The organism is Mycobacterium sp. ST-F2, assembly GCF_001905655.1.
Taxonomy (GTDB): domain Bacteria; phylum Actinomycetota; class Actinomycetes; order Mycobacteriales; family Mycobacteriaceae; genus Mycobacterium.
The window spans coordinates 121,765-145,068 of the sequence record NZ_JMHT01000022.1 but is presented as its reverse complement, the minus strand read 5'-3'; the positions used below and the strand labels follow the sequence as shown (position 1 = coordinate 145,068).

20 protein-coding genes are annotated in these 23,304 nt (G+C 68.0%); 16 read left to right on the top strand and 4 right to left on the bottom strand.

Annotated elements, in window-relative coordinates:
- Nucleotides 1-16 precede the first annotated feature (16 nt).
- The 9 genes from EB75_RS09945 (at nt 17) to mutM (ending at nt 8,989) form a co-directional block, all read left to right on the top strand.
- Nucleotides 17-817 carry a DsbA family protein gene (locus tag EB75_RS09945; protein WP_073695256.1) on the top strand — a complete coding sequence of 267 codons (801 nt, stop codon included), beginning with the start codon at nt 17-19 and terminating at the stop codon, nt 815-817.
- On the top strand, nt 814-1,422 hold the full coding sequence (locus EB75_RS09940) for a vitamin K epoxide reductase family protein (protein WP_073695255.1): 609 nt from the start codon (nt 814-816) through the stop codon (nt 1,420-1,422). Before EB75_RS09945 ends, EB75_RS09940 begins: the two co-directional genes overlap by 4 nt.
- A gap of 34 nt (nt 1,423-1,456) precedes the next feature.
- A complete protein-coding gene (locus EB75_RS09935; RefSeq protein WP_073695254.1) occupies nt 1,457-4,840 on the top strand; it encodes a pyruvate carboxylase in 3,384 nt (1,127 codons plus the stop codon).
- Nucleotides 4,837-5,406, top strand: coding sequence for a 16S rRNA (guanine(966)-N(2))-methyltransferase RsmD (rsmD, locus tag EB75_RS09930; protein ID WP_073695253.1), 570 nt, complete (start codon nt 4,837-4,839; stop codon nt 5,404-5,406). Before EB75_RS09935 ends, rsmD begins: the two co-directional genes overlap by 4 nt.
- A gap of 44 nt (nt 5,407-5,450) precedes the next feature.
- A complete protein-coding gene (coaD, locus tag EB75_RS09925) occupies nt 5,451-5,927 on the top strand; it encodes a pantetheine-phosphate adenylyltransferase (RefSeq protein WP_073695252.1) in 477 nt (158 codons plus the stop codon).
- Between the two features lie 89 nt (nt 5,928-6,016).
- Nucleotides 6,017-6,754: a cell division protein SepIVA gene (gene sepIVA / locus EB75_RS09920; protein ID WP_073695251.1), complete on the top strand. Its 738-nt coding sequence runs from the start codon at nt 6,017-6,019 to the stop codon at nt 6,752-6,754.
- A gap of 81 nt (nt 6,755-6,835) precedes the next feature.
- Complete coding sequence (locus EB75_RS09915) at nt 6,836-7,408, top strand: YceD family protein (protein ID WP_217267684.1); 573 nt, start codon at nt 6,836-6,838, stop codon at nt 7,406-7,408.
- A complete protein-coding gene (gene rnc, locus EB75_RS09910) occupies nt 7,405-8,136 on the top strand; it encodes a ribonuclease III (protein WP_073695250.1) in 732 nt (243 codons plus the stop codon). Before EB75_RS09915 ends, rnc begins: the two co-directional genes overlap by 4 nt.
- On the top strand, nt 8,129-8,989 hold the full coding sequence (gene mutM, locus EB75_RS09905; RefSeq protein WP_073695249.1) for a bifunctional DNA-formamidopyrimidine glycosylase/DNA-(apurinic or apyrimidinic site) lyase: 861 nt from the start codon (nt 8,129-8,131) through the stop codon (nt 8,987-8,989). Before rnc ends, mutM begins: the two co-directional genes overlap by 8 nt.
- 10 nt (nt 8,990-8,999) lie before the next feature.
- Here the strand turns inward: mutM and EB75_RS09900 are convergent, their stop codons facing one another.
- From EB75_RS09900 to EB75_RS09890, 3 genes are all read right to left on the bottom strand, one after another.
- Nucleotides 9,000-9,836 (bottom strand): Rv0361 family membrane protein, encoded by an 837-nt coding sequence (locus EB75_RS09900; protein WP_073695248.1) that lies wholly within the window; start codon nt 9,834-9,836, stop codon nt 9,000-9,002.
- A gap of 95 nt (nt 9,837-9,931) precedes the next feature.
- Nucleotides 9,932-10,657, bottom strand: a complete 726-nt coding sequence (locus EB75_RS09895) for an Rv0361 family membrane protein (RefSeq protein ID WP_073695247.1) — start codon at nt 10,655-10,657, stop codon at nt 9,932-9,934.
- Nucleotides 10,658-10,739: 82 nt separating this feature from the next.
- Nucleotides 10,740-11,420: a flagellar basal body-associated FliL family protein gene (locus EB75_RS09890; RefSeq protein WP_142239521.1), complete on the bottom strand. Its 681-nt coding sequence runs from the start codon at nt 11,418-11,420 to the stop codon at nt 10,740-10,742.
- 126 nt (nt 11,421-11,546) lie between these two features.
- Here EB75_RS09890 and EB75_RS09885 point away from each other — a divergent pair, with 126 nt between their 5' ends.
- The 7 genes from EB75_RS09885 to EB75_RS09855 all read left to right on the top strand — a co-directional run bounded on the left by EB75_RS09885 (nt 11,547) and on the right by EB75_RS09855 (nt 21,837).
- Nucleotides 11,547-11,954 carry an OsmC family protein gene (locus EB75_RS09885; RefSeq protein ID WP_073695245.1) on the top strand — a complete coding sequence of 136 codons (408 nt, stop codon included), beginning with the start codon at nt 11,547-11,549 and terminating at the stop codon, nt 11,952-11,954.
- A complete protein-coding gene (locus tag EB75_RS09880; protein WP_502689355.1) occupies nt 11,951-12,256 on the top strand; it encodes an acylphosphatase in 306 nt (101 codons plus the stop codon). Before EB75_RS09885 ends, EB75_RS09880 begins: the two co-directional genes overlap by 4 nt.
- A 51-nt stretch (nt 12,257-12,307) precedes the next feature.
- Nucleotides 12,308-15,904, top strand: coding sequence for a chromosome segregation protein SMC (gene smc / locus EB75_RS09875; protein WP_073695244.1), 3,597 nt, complete (start codon nt 12,308-12,310; stop codon nt 15,902-15,904).
- A 104-nt stretch (nt 15,905-16,008) separates the two neighbouring features.
- Nucleotides 16,009-17,358, top strand: a complete 1,350-nt coding sequence (gene ftsY / locus EB75_RS09870) for a signal recognition particle-docking protein FtsY (protein WP_073695243.1) — start codon at nt 16,009-16,011, stop codon at nt 17,356-17,358.
- Between the two features lie 241 nt (nt 17,359-17,599).
- Entirely contained in the window at nt 17,600-18,919 is a 1,320-nt protein-coding gene (locus EB75_RS09865) for an ammonium transporter (RefSeq protein ID WP_073695242.1), read from the top strand.
- A gap of 60 nt (nt 18,920-18,979) precedes the next feature.
- On the top strand, nt 18,980-19,318 hold the full coding sequence (locus EB75_RS09860; RefSeq protein ID WP_073695241.1) for a P-II family nitrogen regulator: 339 nt from the start codon (nt 18,980-18,982) through the stop codon (nt 19,316-19,318).
- A gap of 17 nt (nt 19,319-19,335) precedes the next feature.
- Complete coding sequence (locus EB75_RS09855; RefSeq protein WP_073695240.1) at nt 19,336-21,837, top strand: [protein-PII] uridylyltransferase; 2,502 nt, start codon at nt 19,336-19,338, stop codon at nt 21,835-21,837.
- Here the strand turns inward: EB75_RS09855 and EB75_RS09850 are convergent.
- The gene (locus EB75_RS09850) at nt 21,818-23,263 is read right to left on the bottom strand and encodes an FAD-dependent oxidoreductase (RefSeq protein ID WP_073695239.1); all 1,446 of its coding nucleotides are present in this window, start codon (nt 23,261-23,263) and stop codon (nt 21,818-21,820) included. The two genes, EB75_RS09855 and EB75_RS09850, sit on opposite strands and share 20 nt — an antisense overlap.
- Nucleotides 23,264-23,304: the final 41 nt, after the last annotated feature.

Sequence of the window (23,304 nt, the reverse complement as noted above, 5' to 3'; positions counted from 1 at the left end):
CGGTACCCTTGACGCCGTGCCGTCGAAATCGTCGAAGTCATCGAAGAACGCCAGCTACGACCTGAAGGCTGCCGACCGCAAGCGGGAGTGGGTCGTCAAGGGCGGGCTGACCGCGCTTGTCATCATTTTCGCCGTGGTCCTGGTGGCGTACATCGTCATGAACGGCAAGCCCAAGGCCGACGCCAACAAGGTGCAGGCGATCCAGATCGCGGCGAGCAACGTCGTCACCAAGCCGGATTCCAAGGAACCGAAGGTCACTCTCTCGGTCTACGAGGACTTCCTGTGCCCGGTTTGCGGCGTCTTCGAGAAGACCTACGGCCCGACCATCGCCAAGCTGATCGACAGCGGTGCCATCGCCGTCGACTACAACATCGTCTCGATCATCGGTCGCGGCGACCCGAAGTCGTACTCGACCCGCTCCGGCGCCATCGCGTACTGCGTGGCCGACGAGAACAAGGACGCCTTCCGCCGCTTCCACGATGCGCTGTACAAGAACCAGCCCGAAGAGACCGCGGCCACCTTCCCCGACAATGCCAAGCTGCTGGAGTACGCCCGCCAGTCGGGTGTTGCGGTCGGGCCCAACGACCCGGTGAGCAAGTGCGTCGCGAACGGCGTCTACACCGACATGGTGAACAACATGGCCCGCAACGCGGAGATCCAGGGCACCCCGACCATCAAGATCAACGGCACCGAGACCAGCCTCGTCCCGAACGGTGACCCGAACAGCCTGATCGAGAAGATCAAGGCCGTCGCGCCCGATCTGCCGAACCTGACCGCCGTGCCGGCCTCGCAGCCCGCACCGGCGCCGCACCCGTGACCGACGTCGAGACAGCCGAACGGCAGGCGGGGGTGACGGTCAGCCGCCCCGCCGCCGTCTGGATTCTGCTCGCCGGCATCATCGGTGAGGTCGCCGCGTTCGTGCTGGCGGTCGAGAAGATCCGGCAACTGCAGAACCCGTCGTACGTGCCGTCGTGCAGCATCAACCCGGTGCTGTCGTGCGGGTCGGTCATGCTGACCAAGCAGGCCTCGTTGTTCGGGTTTCCGAACCCGCTGCTGGGCATCGCGGCCTTCAGCGTCGTCATCGTGACGGGTGTGCTGGCCGTGGCGGGCGTCCGGCTGCCGCGGTGGTACTGGGCCGGCCTGGCCGGTGGCACGGTGCTGGGCGCGGTGTTCGTGCACTGGCTGATCTACCAGAGCCTGTACGAGATCGGTGCGCTCTGCCCGTACTGCATGATCGTCTGGGTCGTCACCATGGCGCTGCTCATCGTGGTGTCGTCAATTGCTTTGCGGCCCTTGGCCAGTGGCAGCAAAGTGGTGTACACCCTGTACCAGTGGCGGTGGCCGCTGTACGCCCTCTGGATCACCGCGATCGCGTTGCTGATCCTGGATCGGTTCTGGAGTTATTGGTCCACGCTGATCTAGTGCTTCAACTTGCGGTAACCGCTAGGGTCACGGGGTGATTTCCAAACTCCTGGTGGCCAACCGCGGTGAGATCGCGATCCGGGCCTTTCGCGCAGCCAACGAACTGGGTATCGCGACCGTTGCGGTGTACCCGTTCGAGGATCGCAACTCGCTGCATCGGCTCAAGGCAGACGAGTCGTACCAGATCGGCGAGAAAGGCCATCCGGTCCGGGCGTACCTGAATATCGATGACATCGTCGCCACGGCGGTGGCATGCGGCGCAGACGCGATCTACCCGGGCTATGGCTTCCTGTCGGAGAATCCGGAACTGGCAGCGGCCTGCGCCGCCGCCGGCATCACCTTCGTCGGACCCAGCTCCGACATTCTCGAACTCACCGGCAACAAGGCGCGGGCCATCGAGTCGGCACGCGCCGCGGGATTGCCCGTGCTGGCGTCGTCGGACCCGTCGTCGTCGGTCGACGATCTGCTGGCGGCCGCCGAGCAGATGCAGTTCCCGTTGTTCGTCAAGGCCGTCGCCGGCGGTGGTGGCCGCGGCATGCGCCGCGTGGCCGACCCGGCTGACCTGCGTGAAGCCATCGAAGCGGCGTCCCGTGAAGCCGATTCGGCATTCGGTGATCCGACGGTGTTCCTGGAGCAGGCCGTCGTCAACCCGCGGCACATCGAGGTGCAGATCCTCGCCGACACCCACGGCAACGTCATGCACCTGTTCGAGCGCGACTGCAGCGTCCAGCGCCGGCACCAGAAGGTCATCGAACTGGCGCCCGCGCCGAACCTGGATCCCGCACTGCGGGCGCGCATGTGCAACGACGCCGTGGCCTTCGCCCGGCAGATCGGTTACTCGTGCGCCGGCACCGTCGAGTTCCTCGTCGACGAGCGCGGCCAGCACGTGTTCATCGAGATGAACCCGCGCATCCAGGTGGAGCACACGGTGACCGAGGAGATCACCGCCGTCGACCTGGTCGCCTCACAGTTGTGTATCGCCTCCGGCTCGTCGCTCGAGGAGCTGGGACTGAGCCAGGAGACCATGCAGGCGCGCGGCGCCGCGCTGCAGTGCCGCATCACCACCGAGGACCCGGCCAACGGTTTCCGTCCGGACACCGGCCGGATCACCGCGTACCGCACCCCGGGCGGCGCCGGCATCCGCCTCGACGGCGGCACCAACCTGGGTGCCGAGGTGTCGGCGCACTTCGACTCCATGCTGGTCAAACTGACTTGTCGCGGAAGGGATTTGACGACGGCCGTGGCGCGTGCCAAGCGCGCCCTGGCGGAGTTCCGCATCCGCGGTGTCTCGACGAACATCCCGTTCCTGCAGGCGGTGCTCGACGACCCCGATTTCGTCGCCGGCAAGGTGACGACGTCGTTCATCGACGAGCGTCCGCAGCTGCTGACCGCGCGCAGCAGCGCCGACCGCGGCACCAAGATCCTCAACTACCTGGCCGACGTGACGGTCAACCAGCCACACGGACCGCGTCCGGCGGCGGTGTACCCGCGCGACAAGCTGCCCGCCGTCGACCTGAAGGCGGCGCCGCCGGCCGGCTCGAAGCAGCGTCTGGTCGAACTGGGGCCGGAAGGGTTTGCGCGGTGGCTGCGCGACACCCCCGCCGTCGGCGTCACCGACACCACCTTCCGCGACGCGCACCAGTCGCTGCTGGCCACCCGGGTGCGGTCCACCGGCCTGCTGGAGATCGCCCCGTACATCGCGCGTTTGACCCCGCAGCTGCTCTCCGTGGAGTGCTGGGGCGGCGCCACTTACGATGTGGCCCTTCGCTTTTTGAAGGAAGACCCGTGGGAGCGGCTGGCCGCGCTGCGTGAGGCGATGCCCAACATCTGCCTGCAGATGCTGCTGCGTGGCCGCAACACCGTCGGCTACACGCCATATCCGGAACTGGTGACGTCGGCGTTCGTCGAAGAGGCCACCGCCACCGGTATCGACATCTTCCGGATCTTCGACGCGCTGAACAACGTGTCCTCGATGCGCCCAGCCATCGAGGCGGTGCGCGAAACCGGTTCTGCCGTGGCTGAAGTCGCGATGTCGTACACCGGCGACCTGACCAATCCGGGGGAGAAGCTCTACACCCTGGATTACTGGCTGGGGCTCGCCGACGAGATCGTCGAGGCCGGCGCCCACGTGCTGGCCATCAAGGACATGGCCGGTCTGCTGCGGCCGCCGGCGGCGGCAAAGCTGGTGTCGGCGTTGAAGTCTCGCTTCGATCTTCCGGTGCACGTGCACACCCACGACACCCCGGGTGGGCAGCTGGCGACCTACATGGCCGCCTGGTACGCCGGGGCCGACGCCGTCGACGGTGCCTCGGCGCCGATGGCAGGCACCACCAGCCAGCCCGCGTTGTCGTCCATCGTCGCGGCGGCGGCACACACCCAGTACGACACCGGGTTGTCGCTCGAGGCCGTCTGCGACCTGGAACCGTACTGGGAGGCCCTGCGCCGCGTGTACGCGCCGTTCGAGTCCGGTCTGCCGTCGCCGACCGGTCGCGTCTACACCCACGAGATCCCCGGTGGCCAGCTGAGCAACCTGCGCACCCAGGCGATCGCGCTGGGCCTGGGGGACCGGTTCGAGGAGATCGAGAACGCCTACGCCGGCGCCGACCGCATCCTCGGCCGGCTGGTGAAGGTGACACCGTCCAGCAAGGTGGTCGGCGACCTGGCCCTGTCGCTGGTCGGCGCGCACGTCACCGCCGACGAGTTCGCGGCCGACCCGGCCCGCTACGACATCCCCGACAGCGTCATCGGATTCTTCCGCGGCGAGCTGGGCGACCCGCCCGGTGGTTGGCCGGAGCCGTTGCGCAGCAAGGCATTGGAGGGACGTGGCCCGGCCCGGCCGGAGCAAGAGCTGACCGAGGAGGACGAAGCTCAGCTCGGCACTCCGGGCCCGGTGCGCCAGGGTGCCCTGAACCGGTTGCTGTTCCCCGGCCCGACCAAGGAGTTCCTGGCCCACCGCGAGGAGTTCGGCGATACCTCGAGGCTCAGCGCCAACCAGTTCTTCTACGGTCTGCGCCGCGGTGAGGAACATCGTGTGCACCTGGAGAAGGGCGTCGAGCTGCTGATCGGGCTGGAGGCTGTCTCCGAACCCGACGAGCGCGGCATGCGTACCGTGCTGTGCCTGATCAACGGTCAGCTGCGTCCCGTGCTGGTGCGTGACCGCGCCATCGCCGCCGATGTCCCGGCCGCCGAGAAGGCCGATCGGCAGAACCCGGATCATGTGGCCGCGCCGTTCGCGGGCGTGGTCACGGTCGGGGTCGCGGTCGGCGACCAGGTCGAGGCGGGCCAGACCATCGCCACTATCGAGGCCATGAAGATGGAGGCGGCCATCACGGCACCGAAGGCCGGCACTGTCGCGCGGATTGCCGTCACACCCACCGCGGGCGTGGAAGGTGGCGATCTGCTCGTGGTGATCAGCTGACCCGGATCATCGGCGGCCGCCACGGTGGCCGCCGGATCTCGGTGCCCGCCAAAGGGACTCGGCCGACGACGGATCGGGTTCGCGAGTCGCTGTTCAACGTGCTGGCGGCCCGGGTGGATTTCGAGGGGGCCCGGGTGCTCGACCTGTACGCCGGGTCGGGTGCGCTGGGGCTGGAGGCGCTGTCGCGTGGTGCGGCGTCGGCGTTGTTCGTCGAGGCCGACCGGCGCGCTGCCGCGGTGATCTCGCGGAACATCGCCGAGCTGGGGGTCGACGGCGCGGTGGTGCGGTGCGCCACCGCGTCCAGTGTGGCGGCGACGTCGGCGACCCGGCCGGTGGACCTGGTGTTCGCCGACCCGCCCTACGACGTGCCCGCCACGGACGTGGAAGCCGTTGTCGGGCACCTGGTTTCGGGCGGCTGGCTGGCGGACGGCGCGATCGCGGTGATCGAGCGCCCGACGTCGGGCCCGGCGTTGGCGTGGCCGGACGGCTGGACCGTGCTGCGGGAGCGGCGGTACGGCGACACCCGGCTGGAAATGGCGGAGTGGACGGCCGGCCAGTCGGGTTGACCAGTCGGGCCTGAATCGGGCGGGGCCTTGTACCGTCTTTGGCTATGAGCGGCGCGGTATGCCCGGGATCCTTCGACCCGGTAACCCTTGGTCACCTCGATGTCTTCGAGCGGGCGGCAGCCCAGTTCGATGAGGTGGTGGTGGCAGTGCTGGTGAACCCCAACAAGAAGGGCATGTTCACTGCCGAGGAACGCATCGCGATGATCACCGAGGCGACGTCGCACCTGCCGAACCTGCGGGTCGAGGCCGGGTCGGGACTCGTCGTCGACTTCGCCCGGTCCCGTGGGCTGACGGCCATCGTCAAGGGCCTGCGCACCGGCACCGACTTCGAGTACGAGCTGCAGATGGCGCAGATGAACCGGCACGTCGCCGGCGTCGACACGTTCTTCGTGGCGACCAAGCCGCAGTACTCGTTCGTGTCGTCGTCGCTGGCCAAGGAAGTGGCGGCGCTCGGCGGCGACGTCACCGATCTGCTGCCGGCCGTGGTGAACAAGAGACTGCAGGCCAAGCTGGCCGGATAGTTCTGCGCGACACACCGGCCGTCAAAGCCGAGTCACACGAGTAACAGCAGGCACACTGGTAACAACAACTACGCCTGGAGGGTGTTGCCGTGTACCGAGTATTTGAGGCGCTGGACGAGCTCGGCGCGATCGTGGAAGAGGCACGTGGCGTGCCGATGACCGCGGGCTGCATGGTGCCGCGGGGCGATGTCCTGGAACTGCTCGACGACATCAAGGACGCGATCCCGGGCGAACTGGACGACGCGCAGGACGTCCTGGACGCGCGCGACGGCATGCTGCGCGAGGCCAAGCAGCACGCCGATTCGATGGTGTCGTCGGCCACCGCCGAGGCGGACTCCCTGGTCAACCACGCCCGTTCCGAGGCCGACCGCCTGCTGGCCGACGCCAAGGCGCAAGCCGATCGCATGGTCTCCGAGGCGCGTGCGCACAGCGAGCGCATGGTCGGTGAGGCCCGTGAAGAGGCCAACCGGATCGCCAGCACCGCCAAGCGGGAGTACGAGGCCAGCACCAACCGCGCCAAGGCCGAGGTCGACCGCCTGCTGGAGAGCGGCAACCTGTCGTACGAAAAGGCCGTGCAGGAAGGCATCAAGGAGCAGCAGCGCCTGGTGTCCGAGACCGAGGTGGTCCAGACCGCCCACGCCGAGGCCACCCGCATGATCGATTCCGCGCACGCCGAAGCCGACCGCCTGCGGGGCGAATGCGACATCTACGTCGACACCAAGCTCGCCGAGTTCGAGGAGCACCTCCAGGGCACCCTGCGCTCGGTCAGCCGGGGCCGGCACCAGCTGCGTACCGCCGCCGGCACGCACGACTACGCCCAGCGCTGAACCGCTTTGCGGGAATGGCGTCCGGTCGACGATCGGCGCCACGTCGGCCGAGCCGACAGTTGCAACACGTAGGATTGAGCAATGCCTGGCCCGAGTCCGCTGACCATTGACATTGCCCGATTGGGCCGCCGGCCCGGGTCGATGATCACGCACGTCGAAACCGTGCCCAGTCCCGAGCGGATCGGCCTGGATCTGATGGCGATCGCGCCCGGGGCGCCCATCGAACTCGACCTGCAACTGCAATCGGTGTCCGAGGGTGTGCTGGTGACGGGGTCGGTGTCCGCGCCGACCACCGGCGAGTGCTCGCGGTGCCTCAACCCTCTGTCCGGGCACGTCACCGTCGACCTCACCGAGCTGTTCGCGTATCCCGACAGCACCACCGAGGCCACCACCGAGGAAGACGAGGTCGGCCACGTCGTCGACGACGCCGTGGATCTCGAACAGTCGATCATCGACGAGGTCGGGCTGACGCTGCCGTTCTCGCCGTTGTGCACGCCGGACTGCCCGGGGCTGTGCCCCGACTGCGGTGTGCGCCTGCTCGACGCCGAACCGGACCATCACCACGACAAGATCGACCCCCGGTGGGCGAAGTTGTCGGCGTTGTTGCCCGAGACCTCCGATGCCGACGGGGCTTCGTCGGAGGGCGGTTCGTGACGGTAGATCGTGCGCCACTGCTGGCAGCGCTGGGTGTGCAACTGCCCGACGAGCTGCTGACCGTGGCGCTGACCCACCGCAGCTACGCGTACGAGAACGGCGGCCTGCCGACCAACGAACGGCTGGAGTTCCTGGGCGACGCCGTGCTCGGATTGGTGATCACGGCCGAGATTTTCCGCCGCTACCCGGACCGCAGCGAAGGCGAGCTGGCCAAGCTCAAGTCCGCGGTGGTCAACACCCAGGCGCTGGCCGAGATCGCGCGCAGCCTCACCCCCGACGGGCTGGGCAGCTATCTGCTGTTGGGCCGCGGCGAGATGGCCAGCGGTGGTGCCCAGAAGGCCAACCTCCTGGCCGACGGACTCGAATCACTGCTCGGCGCAACGTACGTCGAACACGGGCACGAGGTGGCCCAGACCGTGGTGATGGGACTGTTCAGCGCCGCGCTCGATACCGCGGCCAGTCTCGGTGCCGGTCTGGACTGGAAGACCAGCCTGCAGGAACTGTCCGCGGCCCGCCGGATCGGCGTTCCGTCGTATGTGGTCACGTCCACCGGCCCGGAACACGACAAAGAGTTCACCGCACGCGCCGTGGTGAACGGCGTCGACTATGGCGAAGGCACCGGGCGCACCAAGAAGGAAGCCGAGCAGCACGCCGCCGCGGCGGCGTACCAGGCGCTGGAGGCCAGCCCCGTCGTCGACCCTGACGCCGACGCCGTCAGCAATGCCTGAACTCCCCGAAGTCGAGGTCGTGCGCCGCGGCCTCGAATCACATGTTGTCGCAAAGAGTTTCGCCACGGTGCGGGTCCTGCACCTGCGCGCGGTGCGGCGGCACGACAACGGTCCCGCGGACCTGGCCGGCCGGCTGGCCGGACGCCGGATCACCGGGACGGGTCGCCGCGGCAAGTACCTGTGGCTGACTCTGGACAGCGACGAGGCGCTGGTGGTGCACCTGGGAATGAGTGGCCAGATGTTGATCGGGCCACCGGCCCGGCCGTCGCATCTGCGCATCGCGGCCGTGCTCGACGACGGCACCGAACTGAGTTTCGTCGACCAGCGCACGTTCGGCGGTTGGCAGGTATGCGACCTGGTCGAGGTCGACGGCAGCGTCGTGCCCCAGCCGGTGGCGCACATCGCCCGTGATCCGCTCGATCCCGCATTCGATCCGGAGGCGGTGGTGAATGTCTTGCGGCGCAAGGACTCCGAGATCAAGCGCCAGCTGCTGGACCAAACCGTGGTGTCCGGCGTCGGCAACATCTATGCCGACGAGTCGCTGTGGCGGGCCCAGGTCAACGGCTTTCGGGCGGCTTCGGCGTTGCCCCGCCGGCGGCTCGGGGAGTTGCTCACGCACGCCGCAGATGTGATGAATTCGGCTCTGGCTCAAGGCGGTACGTCGTTCGACTCGTTGTACGTCAATGTCAACGGCGAGTCCGGATACTTCGACCGTTCGCTCGACGCCTACGGTCAGGAAGGCGAGCCCTGCCGTCGCTGCGGCACGGTGATCCGGCGGGAGAAGTTCATGAACCGCTCGTCGTACTACTGCCCGAAATGCCAACCGCGGCCGCGCATTCCGCGCGGGGGCTGACCGGCGGCGGCTACTTCAGCCCGGGGATGCCCTTGAACTTGGGCGAATCGGTCATGCAGAACTTCCACTCGCCGCTTTCCTTGCGCAGCGGAACGTTCGTGACCCCGCTGGCCGAGTTGACGGTCACCGTCGCCCGATCGCCGTTGACGTTGATGTCGGTGATCTCGGCGCGCTTGGTCGAACCGGGTCCGGCGTCGCTGCTGCCGCCCTTGCCGAACTTGCCTGCGATCGAGGGCACTTTGTCGTACAACTTCACGTCATTGGCGCAGGAGTGCGCTTTGAAATCGTCGAAAGTCTCGATCTGCGCCGTCATCAGGTCGCGAATCTGTTCCTCGTCCGACGCCGGCCCGGCGATGCTCACGCCGCCGCCGCTGGATGCCGAATCCGAGCTCGTGCCCGAGCGTGACGCCACCACCGCGAAGACGACCCCGATCACCAGGACGACGGCGAGTATCCCGGCGCCGATCAGGGCGAATTTGCGGGTGTTGTTGGGCGGCGTGGGTGGCGGGAACCCGGGCTGACCCGGGAAACCCGGCCCCATCGGGTAACCCGGTACCTGGCCGTAGCCGGGTTGGCCGTAGGCCGGCTGGCCGTAGGTGGGCTGTCCGTAGGCCGGCTGGCCGTAGGTGGGCTGTCCGTAGGCGGGCTGCCCGTACGTCGGCTGGCCGTATGTGGGCTGGCCATAAACCGGCTGCCCGTCAGCCGGCTGTCCGTAGGCGGGCTGTCCGTAGGCCGGTTGCCCGTACGCCGGTTGCCCGTACGCAGGCTGGCTGTATCCCTCGGTCGGCTGCTGTGGTGGCTGCCAGGGCTGGGCGCCCGGGTCGGAGCCGGACGGGGGATAGGTCATGTCTGCGCGCTCCCTGTGAACTGTGCTTGGTTACCAACGTAACACCAGCTCGCCTGCCCGAAATGCCCACCGCGGCCGGGCAAGTCACAGGTCGGTTACTTCATGCCGGGCAGGTTCTGCAGCTGCTTCAGTTGCGGTGAGTCGGTGAAGCAGATCTTCCACTCGCCACTTTCTTTGCGGAAGTACAGCGTGCCGGAACGCTCCAGGCCGGTGCTCGACGTCGCGGTGACTTCTGCGGTGGCGGTATCGCCGGTCACGTTGACGCTGTCGACGGTGGCTTTGCCCTTGGCGCCCGTCGGATTGGTGCCTGTGGCGTCGGCGATGCCGGGGAACTTACTGAAGAACTTCTGGTCATTGGCGCACGCGCGCTCTTTGATCGATGCCGGGCCCGAGCTCATCAGGCTGCGAATCTGGTCCTCGTCCGAGTTGCCGCCCAGAGCGCTGAGACCGCCGCCGGAGTTCGAGACCAGCACCACGGCCAACACGATGCCGACGACGATGATGGCCGCCAGGCCGCCGATCAGTGCCCACTTCGGGCCGTTCGATCTGGGTTGCGGTGCGCCGGGGAAACCGGGACCCATCGGGTAGCCCGGCGGCTGTCCGTAGCCAGGCTGGCCGTAAGCGGGCTGCCCGTAGGAGGGCTGCCCGTAGGCGGGTTGGCCGGGTTGGCCGTACGCCGGTTGGCCATACGTGGGTTGGCCGTATCCCGGTTGGCTGTATCCCGGTTGGCCGTAGCCGCCCGACGGGTACCCGGGTGCAGGCTGCTGCGGCGGCTGCCACGGCTGTCCGCCTGGCTGCGGGCCGAGTGGGGGATAGGTCATGTGATCGCTCCCTGTGAGCTGGTGCGTGCTGTCCAAGTTAGCACCGCGGCCGCAGTCGACCCGGGCGTTGCAACCGGTGCTGTCAGCGGGTCCCCGGCAGATTCTTGAACACCGGGTTGTCGGTGCTGCAGAACTTCCACTCGCCGCCTTCTTTGCGCAGGTAGATCGCGATCTGCGATGACCCCGGGGGCTGGACCGTGGCGCGGTCGCCGGTCACGGTGATGTCGAGGTCCTTGAGGCTGTCCGGGTCACCTGAGACCTTCGGCATCGGCATGCTGCCGAATGCGCCGCCGGCCGCTTGTTCATAGAACTTGCGGTCGTTGGCGCAGGAGATCGAGGCCATGTCGCCCCCACCGAATGTGGCCAGAAACTGGCGAATCTCGTCCTCGTCGGAGCCGCTGCCCGACGATCCCGGCGCGGTGGCCTCGTCCGTCGGACCGGTGCTGCCCGCCGCACCCTTGCGCTTGTGGCTGGGCTGACTGCTTGCGGAAGTCGACGTGTCGTCGTTCGACGAGCCGGTCAGCACGTAGATTCCCACGCCGCCCAGGATCAGTACCAGCACCACCGCGCCGGCGATGAGAATCCACTTGCCCGGACCGCCGGAGGTCGGTGGCATTGGACCGGGATACCCGAAACCCATCGGCTGACCGGGCACCGGGCCGTATCCCGGATAGCCGGGGGCAACCGGTTGGCCCGCGCCGTACGGACCCTGCGGCGGGTACCCGTGTGGGCCTGGATATTGACCTGGTTGCGGGTACGTCATGAGAACTCTCCCCCCGAGAGTGTTGTGCGAATCCCCGACATTACCTGGGCCCCAGCACGGGTTCCCGCAGGATATTGCCGCCGGCGCGGTACCCGGTCAGTGCCACCGGCACGGTACAAATGAGCCATGACGGAACTGTGGGTCGAACGGACCGGGGTACGGCGCTACACCGGGCACAGCTCGCGCGGAGCGGAAGTCCTCGTCGGATCCGAGGACGTCGACGGCGTCTTCACGCCCGGCGAACTGCTCAAGATCGCGTTGGCGGCCTGCAGCGGCATGAGCAGCGACGCACCGCTGCGCACCCGGCTCGGCGACGACTACGACGCCACCATCCGGGTGTCGGGACCACCGGATCGGGAGAACGAGGTCTACCCGCTGCTGCAGGAGTCCATGGAGCTGGACCTGTCGAGCCTGTCCGAGGACGAGATCAAGCGACTGAAGATCGTCGTCGAGCGGGCCATCGACAAGGTCTGCACGGTGGGCCGCACGCTGAAGGCGGGCACCGAGGTCACGTTCGAGTTCGCAGACAAGTGACCGCTGAAGGCCCGATTGTCGGCTCCGCCGACGTGGTCCGGCTGTCGGCCTGGGTGCACGGCCAGGTGCAGGGCGTCGGGTTCCGCTGGTGGACCCGGGCCCGGGCGCTGGAGCTGGGCCTCACCGGCTACGCGAGCAACAAGCCCGACGGCCGGGTGCACGTCGTGGCGCAGGGGTCGCGGGCCGACTGCGAGCGGTTGTTGGCGCTGCTGCGCGGTGGCACCACCCCCGGTACGGTGACGACCGTCGTCGACGACTGGGCCGCCGCAGGCGACCCGATCGAGGGTTTTTCTGAGCGCTAGAGGCCCAGGGGTCCCCGGCATTTAACCGGTGCGACGGTAGGGTTTCACCCCATGCATCTGAAGAGTCTGACGCTGAAGGGCTTCAAGTCCTTCGCGTCGCCGACGACTCTTCGCTTCGAGCCGGGCATCACCTGCGTGGTGGGGCCGAACGGCTCGGGCAAGTCGAACGTCGTCGACGCCCTGACCTGGGTGATGGGCGAGCAGGGTGCCAAGACTCTGCGCGGCGGCAAGATGGAAGACGTCATCTTCGCCGGCACCTCGTCGCGGGCCCCGCTGGGCCGGGCCGAGGTGACCCTGACCATCGACAACTCGGACAACGCCCTGCCGATCGAGTACTCCGAGGTGTCGATCACCCGCCGCGTGTTCCGCGACGGCGCCAGTGAGTACGAGATCAACGGCAGCAGCTGCCGGTTGATGGACGTGCAGGAACTGCTGTCCGACTCCGGTATCGGGCGCGAAATGCACGTCATCGTCGGCCAGGGCAAGCTCTCGGAAATCCTGGAATCGCGCCCCGAGGATCGTCGCGCCTTCATCGAGGAAGCCGCCGGCGTGCTCAAGCATCGTCGGCGCAAGGAAAAAGCGGTCCGCAAGCTCGACGCCATGCAGGCCAACCTGGCCCGCCTGACCGACCTCACCACCGAACTGCGCCGTCAGCTCAAGCCGCTGGGCCGGCAGGCCGAGATGGCACGTCGCGCGCAGACCATCCAGGCCGATCTGCGTGACGCCCGGCTGCGGCTGGCCGCCGACGATCTGGTGACGCGGCAGGCCGAGTTCGACGACACCAACCAGACCGAGACCGCGCTGCGGCGCGAGCACGGCGAGGTGACCGAGCGCCTCGAAGCCGCCTCCGCGGAACTGGCCGGCCACGAAGCCGCGGTGTCGGGCCTGTCCGGCCGTGCCGAGGCCGCTCAGCAGACCTGGTTCCGGCTGTCCGCGTTGGCCGAAAGAGTGAGCGCCACCGTGCGCATCGCCACCGAGCGCACCAACCTCCTGGACTCCGATCCCGAGATGTCGACCGGGCCGGACCCGGACGCGTTGGACGCCGAGGCCGATGCGGTCGCCGAGCACGAGGAACAACTGCTCGCCGAGCTCGCCGAATCGCGGACCCGGCTGGAGGCCGCCCGTGGCGCGCTGGCCGAGTGTGAACGCGCCGCGGCCGACGCTGAACGCGCCCAGATGGCGGCAGCCCGGGCCGAGGCCGACCGGCGTGAAGGACTGGCCCGGTTGTCCGGACAGGTCGACACCATGCGTACCCGCATCGAATCGATCGACGAGGGCGCGGTCCGGCTGACCGGCAGCATCGAGGAGGCAGCCGCCCGGGTCGAGCAGGCGAAAGCCGAGTTCGAACTCGTGCAGAGCAAGGTCGGTGAGCTCGACGCCGGCGAGTACGGCCTGGACGAGCACCACGACCGCACCATCAACGCCATGCTGCAGGCCGACGAACGCGTCGACGAGTTGCAAGCCGCCGAGCGCGCCGCGGAGAAGCAGGTGGCCTCGCTGCGCGCGCGTATCGACGCGTTGGCAGTGACCCTGGACCTCAAAGACGGTTCGGCGTGGCTGCAGGAAAACCATGACGGCGCAGGACTTTTCGGTTCGGTCGCCGAACTGGTGCGGGTACGGTCGGGTCACGAGACGGCGATCGCGGCGGTGCTGGGTGCCGCTGCTGACGCGCTCGCGGCCGAGAGTTTCGATGCGGCTCGGGCCGCCGTCGACGCGCTCAAGAAGGGCGACGGTGGACGAGCGGCCATCGTGCTGGGCGACTGGCCCGTGGAAGGGGATGCAACCGCTTCGCTGCGTGGGGATTTGCCGCCCGGTGCCCAGTGGGCGCTGGATCTGGTCGACGTGCCGGCGCGGCTCTCGGGTGCGATGCACGCCATGCTGGCGCGGGTCGCGGTGGTCGCTGATCTGCCTGCGGCGCTGGAGTTGGCGGCCGCACGTCCGGAACTGCAGGCGGTGACGGCGGACGGCGATCTGGTCGGCGCCGGTTGGGTCAGCGGTGGATCCGATCGCAAGCCGAGCGCTCTGGAGATCACCTCGGAGATCGAGAAGGCGCGCGCCGCGCTGATCGACGCCGAGCGCCAGACCAGCGAATACGGTGCCGCACTGGCGGGTGCCCTCGCTGAACAGAAGGCGCGGCGCGACGCCGTCGAGCATGCACTGGCGGCGCTGCACGAGTCCGACGCCGCGATCTCGGCGATCTACGAGCAGCTGGCCCGGCTCGGGCACGAGGCCAGGACTGCGGAGACCGAATGGCAGCAGCTGATCCGGCAGCGCGACGAACTGGAAGCCGGCCGCAGCCGCACCCAGGCCGAGCTGGCCGAGCTGGAAGACCGATTCCACAACGCGCAGCAGGAGCCGATGTTCGACGTCGAGTACGTCGACCGGTCCGAGACGACGGCGGCCGCCGAAGAGGCGCGAGCGGTCGAGGTCGAGGCCCGGCTGGCCGTGCGTACTGCTGAGGAACGGGCGAATGCCGTACGGGGACGGGCGGATTCGTTGCGCCGGGCCGCGGCGGCCGAGCGTGAGGCCCGGGTACGGGCGGCGCGGGCCCGGGAAGCCCGGGAGAACGCGGCCAAGGTCGCGGCCGCGGTCGCCGAGTCCGGCCGGCTGGTGGCGGAAAAGCTCGCTGCCACAGTGACTCTCGCGGCGCGCAAGCGCGATGCGCTCGCCACTGAGCGGGCCCAGCGTTCCGAGGGGTTGACGCGGGTCCGGGCGGAAGTGTCGGAACTCAGCGCTCGCGCCGGTGCTCTGACCGAGGCGCTGCACCGCGACGAGGTCGCGAAAGCCCAAGCGGCCCTGCGCATCGAACAGCTCGAGCAGCACGCACTTGAGCAGTTCGGCATGGCAGTGGCCGACCTGGTCGCCGAGTACGGACCCGATGTGCCGCTACCGCCGACCGAACTCGAGATGGCCGAGTACGAGCAGGCCAAGGAACGCGGCGAGCAGGTCACCGCGCCCGTGCCCATGGCATTCGACCGGCCTACGCAGGAACGTCGCGCGAAGAAGGCCGAGAAGGAACTGGCCGAGCTCGGCCGGGTGAATCCGTTGGCGTTGGAGGAGTTCGCCGCGCTCGAGGAGCGCTACAACTTCCTGTCCACTCAACTGGAGGACGTCAAGGGTGCCCGCAAGGACCTGATGGACGTCATCGCCGACGTCGACGAGCGCATCCTGCGGGTCTTCACCGAGGCCTACGCCGACGTGGAGGCCGAGTTCAGCCAGGTGTTCCAAACGCTGTTCCCGGGTGGTGAGGGCCGGCTGCTGCTGACCAATCCCAGCGACATGCTCACCACGGGCATCGAGGTCGAGGCCCGGCCGCCGGGCAAGAAGGTCAAGCGGCTGTCGCTGTTGTCCGGTGGTGAGAAGTCCCTCACCGCGGTGGCGATGCTGGTGGCGATCTTCCGGGCCCGCCCGTCGCCCTTCTATGTCATGGACGAGGTCGAGGCCGCCCTGGACGACGTGAACCTGCGTCGTCTGATCAGCCTGTTCGAACAGCTGCGTGAGAAGTCGCAGCTGATCGTCATCACGCACCAGAAGCCGACCATGGAGGTCGCCGACGCGCTGTACGGCGTCACCATGCAGGGCGACGGCATCACGCAGGTGATCTCGCAGCGCATGCGCGGCCAGGAGTTGGTCTCGAGCCCGACGTAGGGTTCACCCTGCGTCCAGGGTGACGTCCACTCGGGCGTCCGCGCCGCCGACGCAGAGGCAGCGCCAGGCGCGGGTGTCGGGGGAGCGACTGACAGAATGGCACGGTGTCGGAAGGTCTCTGGATCGCAGTAGCGATCGTCGCTGTTCTCGTTGTCACCGCTCTGGTCGTCGGATTTGTCCGCTACCGGCGCAGCCGGATTTCGCTGTCCGCGCCGGAGGAGACTCCGAAGCTGGACCGTTCCGGCGGTTACACGGCGTCATCCGGCATCACGTTCAGTAGTTCGGACACCGCGGAGAAGCTACCGACGGTCGGCGACGACGCCGAGATTCCGCGGGACTCGCGCAAGCGCACCATCGCCGACGTCCAACTGCCCGAACCCGAAGTCGTGGCCGAGCCGGACGTGGTGGCCGAGGCACCGGAAGTGGTGGCCGAGCCCGAGCCGACCGTCGCGCCCGAACCCGAGGTCGAGGCAGCCCCTGAACCTGAACCCGAACCCGAACCCGAACCCGAGGTTGCCCCGCGCGAAGAGATCGCACCGACCGCGGGCCGGCTGGAGCGCCTGCGCGGCCGCCTGGCCAAGTCGCAGACCACACTGGGCCGCAGCATGCTGGGCCTGCTCGGCGGCGGCGACCTCGACGAGGACTCCTGGGAGTCCATCGAAGACACCTTGCTGATCGCCGACCTGGGACCCGTCGCCACCGAATCGATCGTCACGGCGCTGCGCAGCCGCATGGCCGAGGCCAACGTGCGCACCGAGGCCGACGTCCGCGCGGTGGTGCGCGAGGTGCTGATCAAGGAACTGCGGACCGACCTGGACCGGTCCATCAAGGCGCTGCCGCACGCCGACAAGCCGTCGGTGCTGCTGGTCGTCGGCGTCAACGGCGCCGGCAAGACCACCACCGTCGGCAAGCTGGCCCGCGTCCTGGTCGCCGACGGCCGCCGCGTGGTCCTCGGTGCGGCCGATACCTTCCGCGCCGCCGCCGCCGATCAGCTACAGAGCTGGGGCGCCCGTGTCGGCGCCGACATCGTGCGCGGCCCCGAGGGCGCGGACCCTGCGTCGGTCGCGTTCGACGCCGTCGACAAGGGCATCGCAGCGGGCGCTGACGTCGTCGTGGTGGACACCGCGGGCCGGCTGCACACCAAGACCGGTCTGATGGACGAGCTGGGCAAGGTCAAACGCGTCGTCGAGAAGCGCGCCAAGGTCGACGAGGTGCTGCTGGTACTCGACGCCACCATCGGCCAGAACAGCCTGCCGCAGGCCCGGGTTTTCGCCGAGGTGGTCGACATCACCGGTGTGGTGCTGACCAAGCTCGACGGCACCGCGAAGGGCGGCATCGTGTTCCGGGTGCAGCAGGAGCTCGGCGTGCCGGTCAAGCTCGTCGGCCTCGGCGAGGGCCCGGACGACCTGGCGCCGTTCGAACCCGCCGCTTTCGTCGACGCGCTCCTGGGGTAACCCGACCTCTCGCGAACAGGCACGAGAACCCCATATTTCGACCGAAATGTGGGGTTTTCGCGTCTTCTGACAAAGAGTGCGAGGGCCGGCGAAGAGCGCATTAACCGCGCCGAAACGTAACTGGTCGATCCGTTCACATATGCGAAACGCCCGCGCGCCGTCGGCGAAACAACCGATGCGCAAAGTTCTGGCCTAGGTCATCGGCATCTGCCCATGACATAGGTGAAGGAGGAAGCGGCCAGTGGATGGATTCCCTATCTTGGGCACGCCGGACACCGGTGATACAGCATGGATGCTGGTGAGTTCAGCTCTCGTGCTGTTGATGACACCGGGTCTGGCGTTCTTCTACGGTGGCATGGTGCGCCGTAAGGGCGTGCTCAACATGATCATGATGAGCGTGAGCGCCATGGGTGTCGTCACCGTGTTGTGGGTGCTGTTCGGCTACTCGATGGCGTTCGGCGACGACAAATGGAGCATCGTCGGAGATCCCACGCAGTACTGGGGACTCAAGGGTTTGATCGGCGGCAACTCGCTGGTGGCCCACCTGCCCGCGGGAACCACTGCGGCGGTGCAGATTCCGCTCGCCGGGACCATCCCGCAGCTCGTGTTCGTGGCGTTCCAATTGATGTTCGCCATCATCACCGTCGCCCTGATCTCCGGCGCGGTCGCTGACCGCCTGAAGTTCGGCGGCTGGCTGGTGTTCGCCGGTCTGTGGGCCACTTTCGTCTACTTCCCGGTGGCGCACTGGGTGTTCGCCTTCGACGGCATCACCGCCACCCACGGCGGCTGGATCGCCAACCACCTCAAGGCAATCGACTTCGCCGGTGGTACCGCGGTGCACATCAACTCCGGTACCGCGGGTCTGGTGCTGGCGATCATCCTGGGCAAGCGCGCGGGTTGGCCCACCACTCCGATGCGGCCGCACAACCTGCCGTTCGTCATGCTGGGCGCCGGGTTGCTGTGGTTCGGTTGGTACGGCTTCAACGCCGGCTCGGCACTGACCTCGGACGGTGTCGCCGCGTCGACGTTCATCACCACGACCGTCGCGACCGCCGCCGCCATGCTGTTCTGGCTGCTGACGGAAAAGATCCGCGACGGCCACGCCACCTCGCTGGGTGCGGCGTCGGGCATCGTGGCCGGTCTGGTCGCCATCACCCCGTCCTGCTCGTCGGTCAACGTCATCGGTGCGCTGGCGATCGGTGCGGGTGCCGGTGTGGTCTGTGCCCTGGCTGTCGGCCTGAAGTTCAAGTTCGGCTTCGACGACGCGCTCGACGTCGTGGGCGTGCACCTGGTCGGTGGTCTGTTCGGCACCCTGATGGTCGGCCTGGTGGCCACCAAGGAGGCTCCGGCCGCAGTCGCGGGTCTGTTCTACGGCGGTGGGTTCGACCAGCTGTGGCGTCAGGCTGTCGGCGCGTTCGCGGTGCTTGCGTACTCGGCGATCGTTACCGCTATCTTGGCCTTGATCGTCAAGTTCACCATCGGCCTGCGCCTCGACAAGGAAGATGAGGCCACCGGTATCGACGAGGCCGAACACGCGGAAACCGCTTATGAATTCGCGTGATCGGGAAGGATTTACGGTGACATCCACGGGTTTCGCGGTTATTTGGAAGGAATTGATCAAATGAAGTTGATCACGGCGATCGTCAAGCCGTTCACGCTCGAAGACGTCAAGACCGGTCTGGAGCAGATGGGCATCCTCGGGATGACCGTCAGCGAGGTGCAGGGCTACGGCCGCCAGAAGGGCCACACCGAGGTCTACCGCGGTGCTGAGTACTCGGTGGACTTCGTGCCGAAGGTGCGGGTCGAGGTCATCGTCGACGACGCGTCCGTCGACAAGGTCGTGGACGTCATCGTCCAGGCCGCACGGACCGGCAAGATCGGTGACGGCAAGGTGTGGGTGACCACCGTCGAGACCGTGGTGCGGGTCCGTACGGGTGAACGGGGCAGCGACGCCATCTGACGGCGGCTGACTACCAGATGACCATGCAGACACCAGATTCCGCTGCCGGGGCCGGCGATACTTCGGTTTCGCAGGCTCCGGCGGTGGGATCACCCCGCCCGGCAAGTGACCTCTCGGCTGCCGTCGAGCAGCTGTTGTCCGGCGGCGCGCGCCGGCTCGATTCGGCGGCGCTGCGCGAGGCACTGGTCGATCTGTATGAATTCTGGCTTGCCGCAAAGGCAACCGAGATCGGCATCACCGAGACCAGTGGATTCTCCATCGTGGCGACCGGAGGTCTCGGACGGCGGGAAATGCTGCCGTTCTCGGATCTGGATTTGATGCTGCTGCACGACGACCTGCCCAAGGACGTCGTCACCGAGGTCGCCGAGTCGCTGTGGTACCCGTTGTGGGACGCCAACATTCACCTCGACCACAGCGTCCGGACGGTGCCGCAGGCACTCAAGACCGCGGCCGGCGATGTCTCGGCAGGGCTCGCCATGCTCGACGCCCGGCACATCGCCGGTGATTCCGATCTGTCGTCCCTGTTGGTCGGGGGAGCCCGGCGGCAGTGGCGGACCGGGATCACCTCCCGCTTCACCGAATTGATCGAACACGCCGCGGCGCGGTGGGAACGTTCCGGCCAGATTGCGCACCGGGCGGAACCGGATCTGAAGAACGGCCGTGGCGGCCTGCGCGACGTGCAGCTGCTGAACGCGCTGGCCATGGCACAGCTGGCCGATGTCTATCCGAGCCGGTCGGTGGCCTCGCCGATCGGCACTCTGGGTGATGCCCACCTGGCCCTGCTCAACGTCCGCACCGAGCTCCATCGCATCTCGCACAAGGGCCGCGAGATGGTGCTGGCCCAGTACGCCGACGAGGTCGGCGCCGCGTTGAACATCGGCGACCGCTTCGACCTGGCGCGGATGATCAGCGATGCGGCCCGCACCATCACCTTCTACGTGGACGCCGGCGTGCGAACCGCGGGAAATGCTTTGCCGCGCAGAGGTTTTGCCGCCCTCAGGCGGCCGATCAGACGCCCCCTCGACGAGGGTGTGCTGGAGTTCGGCGGCGAGGTCATCCTGGCCCGCGACGCCAAGCCGCAGCGTGACCCCGGTCTGATTCTGCGCGTGGCCGCGGCTGCGGCCACCAACGGACTGCCCATCGCAGCCTCGACGCTCGCGCGGCTGGTCGAATCGGCACCCGAACTACGGGCACCGTGGCCGAAAGAAGCGCTCAACGACCTGCTGGTGATGCTGGCGGCCGGGCCGGGCGCGGTCGCCACCGTGGAGGCCCTCGACCGGACCGGGTTGTGGGGACGGCTGTTCCCCGAGTGGGGCGCGATCCGCGACCTGCCGCCCCGTGACGTCGTACACATCTGGACCGTCGACCGCCATCTGATCGAAACCGTCTCCCGGGCAAGCGCTTTCACCACCCGGGTGGACAGGCCCGATCTGCTGGTGCTGGGCGCGCTGCTGCACGACATCGGCAAGGGCCGGGGCGGCGATCACAGCGTCATCGGCGCGGAATTGGCCAATCAGATCGGTATCCGGTTGGGCCTGTGGCCTGCCGACATCGAGGTGCTGGTCAAGATGGTGCGCTACCACCTGCTGCTGCCCGAGACCGCAACCCGTCGAGACCTGCAGGACCCCAACACCATTGCCTCTGTCGTCGAGGCGCTCGACGGCGATGCCCAGGTGCTGGAGTTGCTGCACGCGTTGGCGGAGGCGGATTCGCTGGCCACCGGCCCCGGCGTGTGGGGCGACTGGAAGGCCTCGCTGATCGGCGACCTGGTCCGGCGATGCCGGATGGTGATGGCGGGGGAGAGCCTGCCGCACCCTGATCCCATTGATCCGCAACTGCTTTCGCGTGCCAACCAGAGCGGTGTCCATGTGGAACTCGCCGCAGCGGGCAGCGCGCACCTGTTCAACGTCACGATGATGGCCCCGGACCGGCGCGGCCTGCTGTCCAAGGCGGCCGGGGTGCTGGCTCTGCACTCGCTGCGGGTGCACTCGGCGTCGGTCAACAGTCACGAGGGGTTGGCGATCAACACGTTCGTCGTCTCGCCGCATTTCGGTACACCACCGGCCGCGGAGTTGTTGCGACAGCAGTTCATCCTGGCTCTCGACGGCGAGTTGGATGTCATCGCCGCGCTCGAGGAGCGCGACGACGAGACGCCACCGGCGACCCGGCGGGCCGGCGAGATTCCAGCGGCTGTGCCCGGATACCAGACCGTCGCGCCGCCACGCGTGCTGTGGTTCGCGGGGTCCTCCGCCGGTGAGCTGGTGGTGCAGATCCGCAGCGCCGACCGCCCCGGCCTGCTGGCCCGACTGGCCGCCGTGATCGAGCGCGACGGTGTGGACGTGTCGTGGGCCAAGGTGACGACGCTGGGCGCAACGGTCGTCGACGCCTTCGGCCTGCTGGTGCCGGAGACTTTCACCGCCGCCGAGGCCCGGACCGCGTTCGAGCAGGACCTGTACGCGGTGCTGCCTGCTCCGGCGCCGGTCAAGCCGGCGACTGCGGTCACTGCCGAGGTGAGTTAGCGAGTTCGGCGCGTCCGCACCAATTCAGCACGGCTGCAGGCGCCTCGGCCGCTTCACCCGCCCACGCGACGTAGCCGTCGGGCCGGATCAGCACCGCCGGCGGAAGTTGGTCATCGTCCGTGACCGCGCAGGTGACGTCCGCGCGGTCGAGCATCAGACCGCCCTTGGTCACCAGCAAGAACCGACCGTCACGCAGCAGTTCGTAGACTCGTGTGCCCGAGCACGAGGCGTCGGGCATCCGTCGCCCGACCAATCGGTGATCGTCACGCTTGCGTGGATAGCTGATCGCGATTCCGCTGAGGCGGCCTGCCATGGCGCGCCTGGTCGGTCGGGTGCTCAGGAGCGCGGTGATCGCGATGCGCCGCAGCAGTCGCCGCGGGAGGCTGCGGCCCAGCACCAGCTGATTGAACGCGTCGGTGAGTTTGAGCACGTTTGCGCCCACGGCATGGCGTTCACGCTGGTAGCTGTCCAAGAGCCGGGCCGGTGCGGTGCCCTTGACGGCCGACGCCAGCTTCCAGCCCAAGTTCATCGCATCCTGGATGCCAGTATTCATGCCTTGCGCGCCGAGGGGCGAGTGCACGTGGGCCGCGTCCCCGGCGATGAAGCAGCGTCCGACGCGATAGCGGTCAGCCTGTCGTCGTTCGGACAGGAAGCGGGTGCTCCAGCGCATCTCGCCGATGCCGAAGTCTGTTTTCGCTATCCGGAGCAGCGAGTTCCTGATTTCTGACAGCGGTACCGGCTCGCTGAGCGGAACGTTCTCACGCGTCCGGTCCCATGCGATGGCGCGGAACCAGCCGTCGCCGAACGGGACCAGCAGGACGACGCCGTCGGGACTGGTCGCGGCCGCCAACCCGTCGGCCGGCGGGTTCGCCAGCTGGACATCGGCGAGCAGGATGTGGGTCTGATACTGCTTGCCGGCGAACCCGATGTTCAGCATGGTGCGCACGGCGCTGTGCGCACCGTCGCAGCCGACGAGGTACTCCGCGCGCACCGTGCTCTGGTCGCCGAGCTGCACCGTGACGCCGTCGTTGTCCTGCGCCAGGCTGACAACCTCTGTGCCGTAACGGATTTCGACGCCCAGTTCGATCGCACGTTCGGTCAGCACCCGCTCGGTCAGGCTTTGCGGTGCCATCAGCACCATGGGGTAGCGGCTGGGCAATTCCTGCAGGTTGATCGCCACGCCGGGGACGGGGCTCACGCTCTGGACGGGGAGGCCCCGCTGCACGAGTTCGTCGGCGAGGCCGCGGGCGTCCAGCAGTTCCAGCGTCCGCGCATGCACGCCGAAGGCCCGGGTGATGTTCGGGATGTCGCGGCGCCGTTCGAGCAACTGCACCGCGACGCCGCGCATGGCCAGTTCGCATGCCAATGCCAGGCCCGTCGGGCCGGCGCCGACAACGACGACGTCCGTGCTGTTCGTGGTGGTCATCTCAGCCTCCTCAATTAATTCATCAGGCAATGAATTCATCA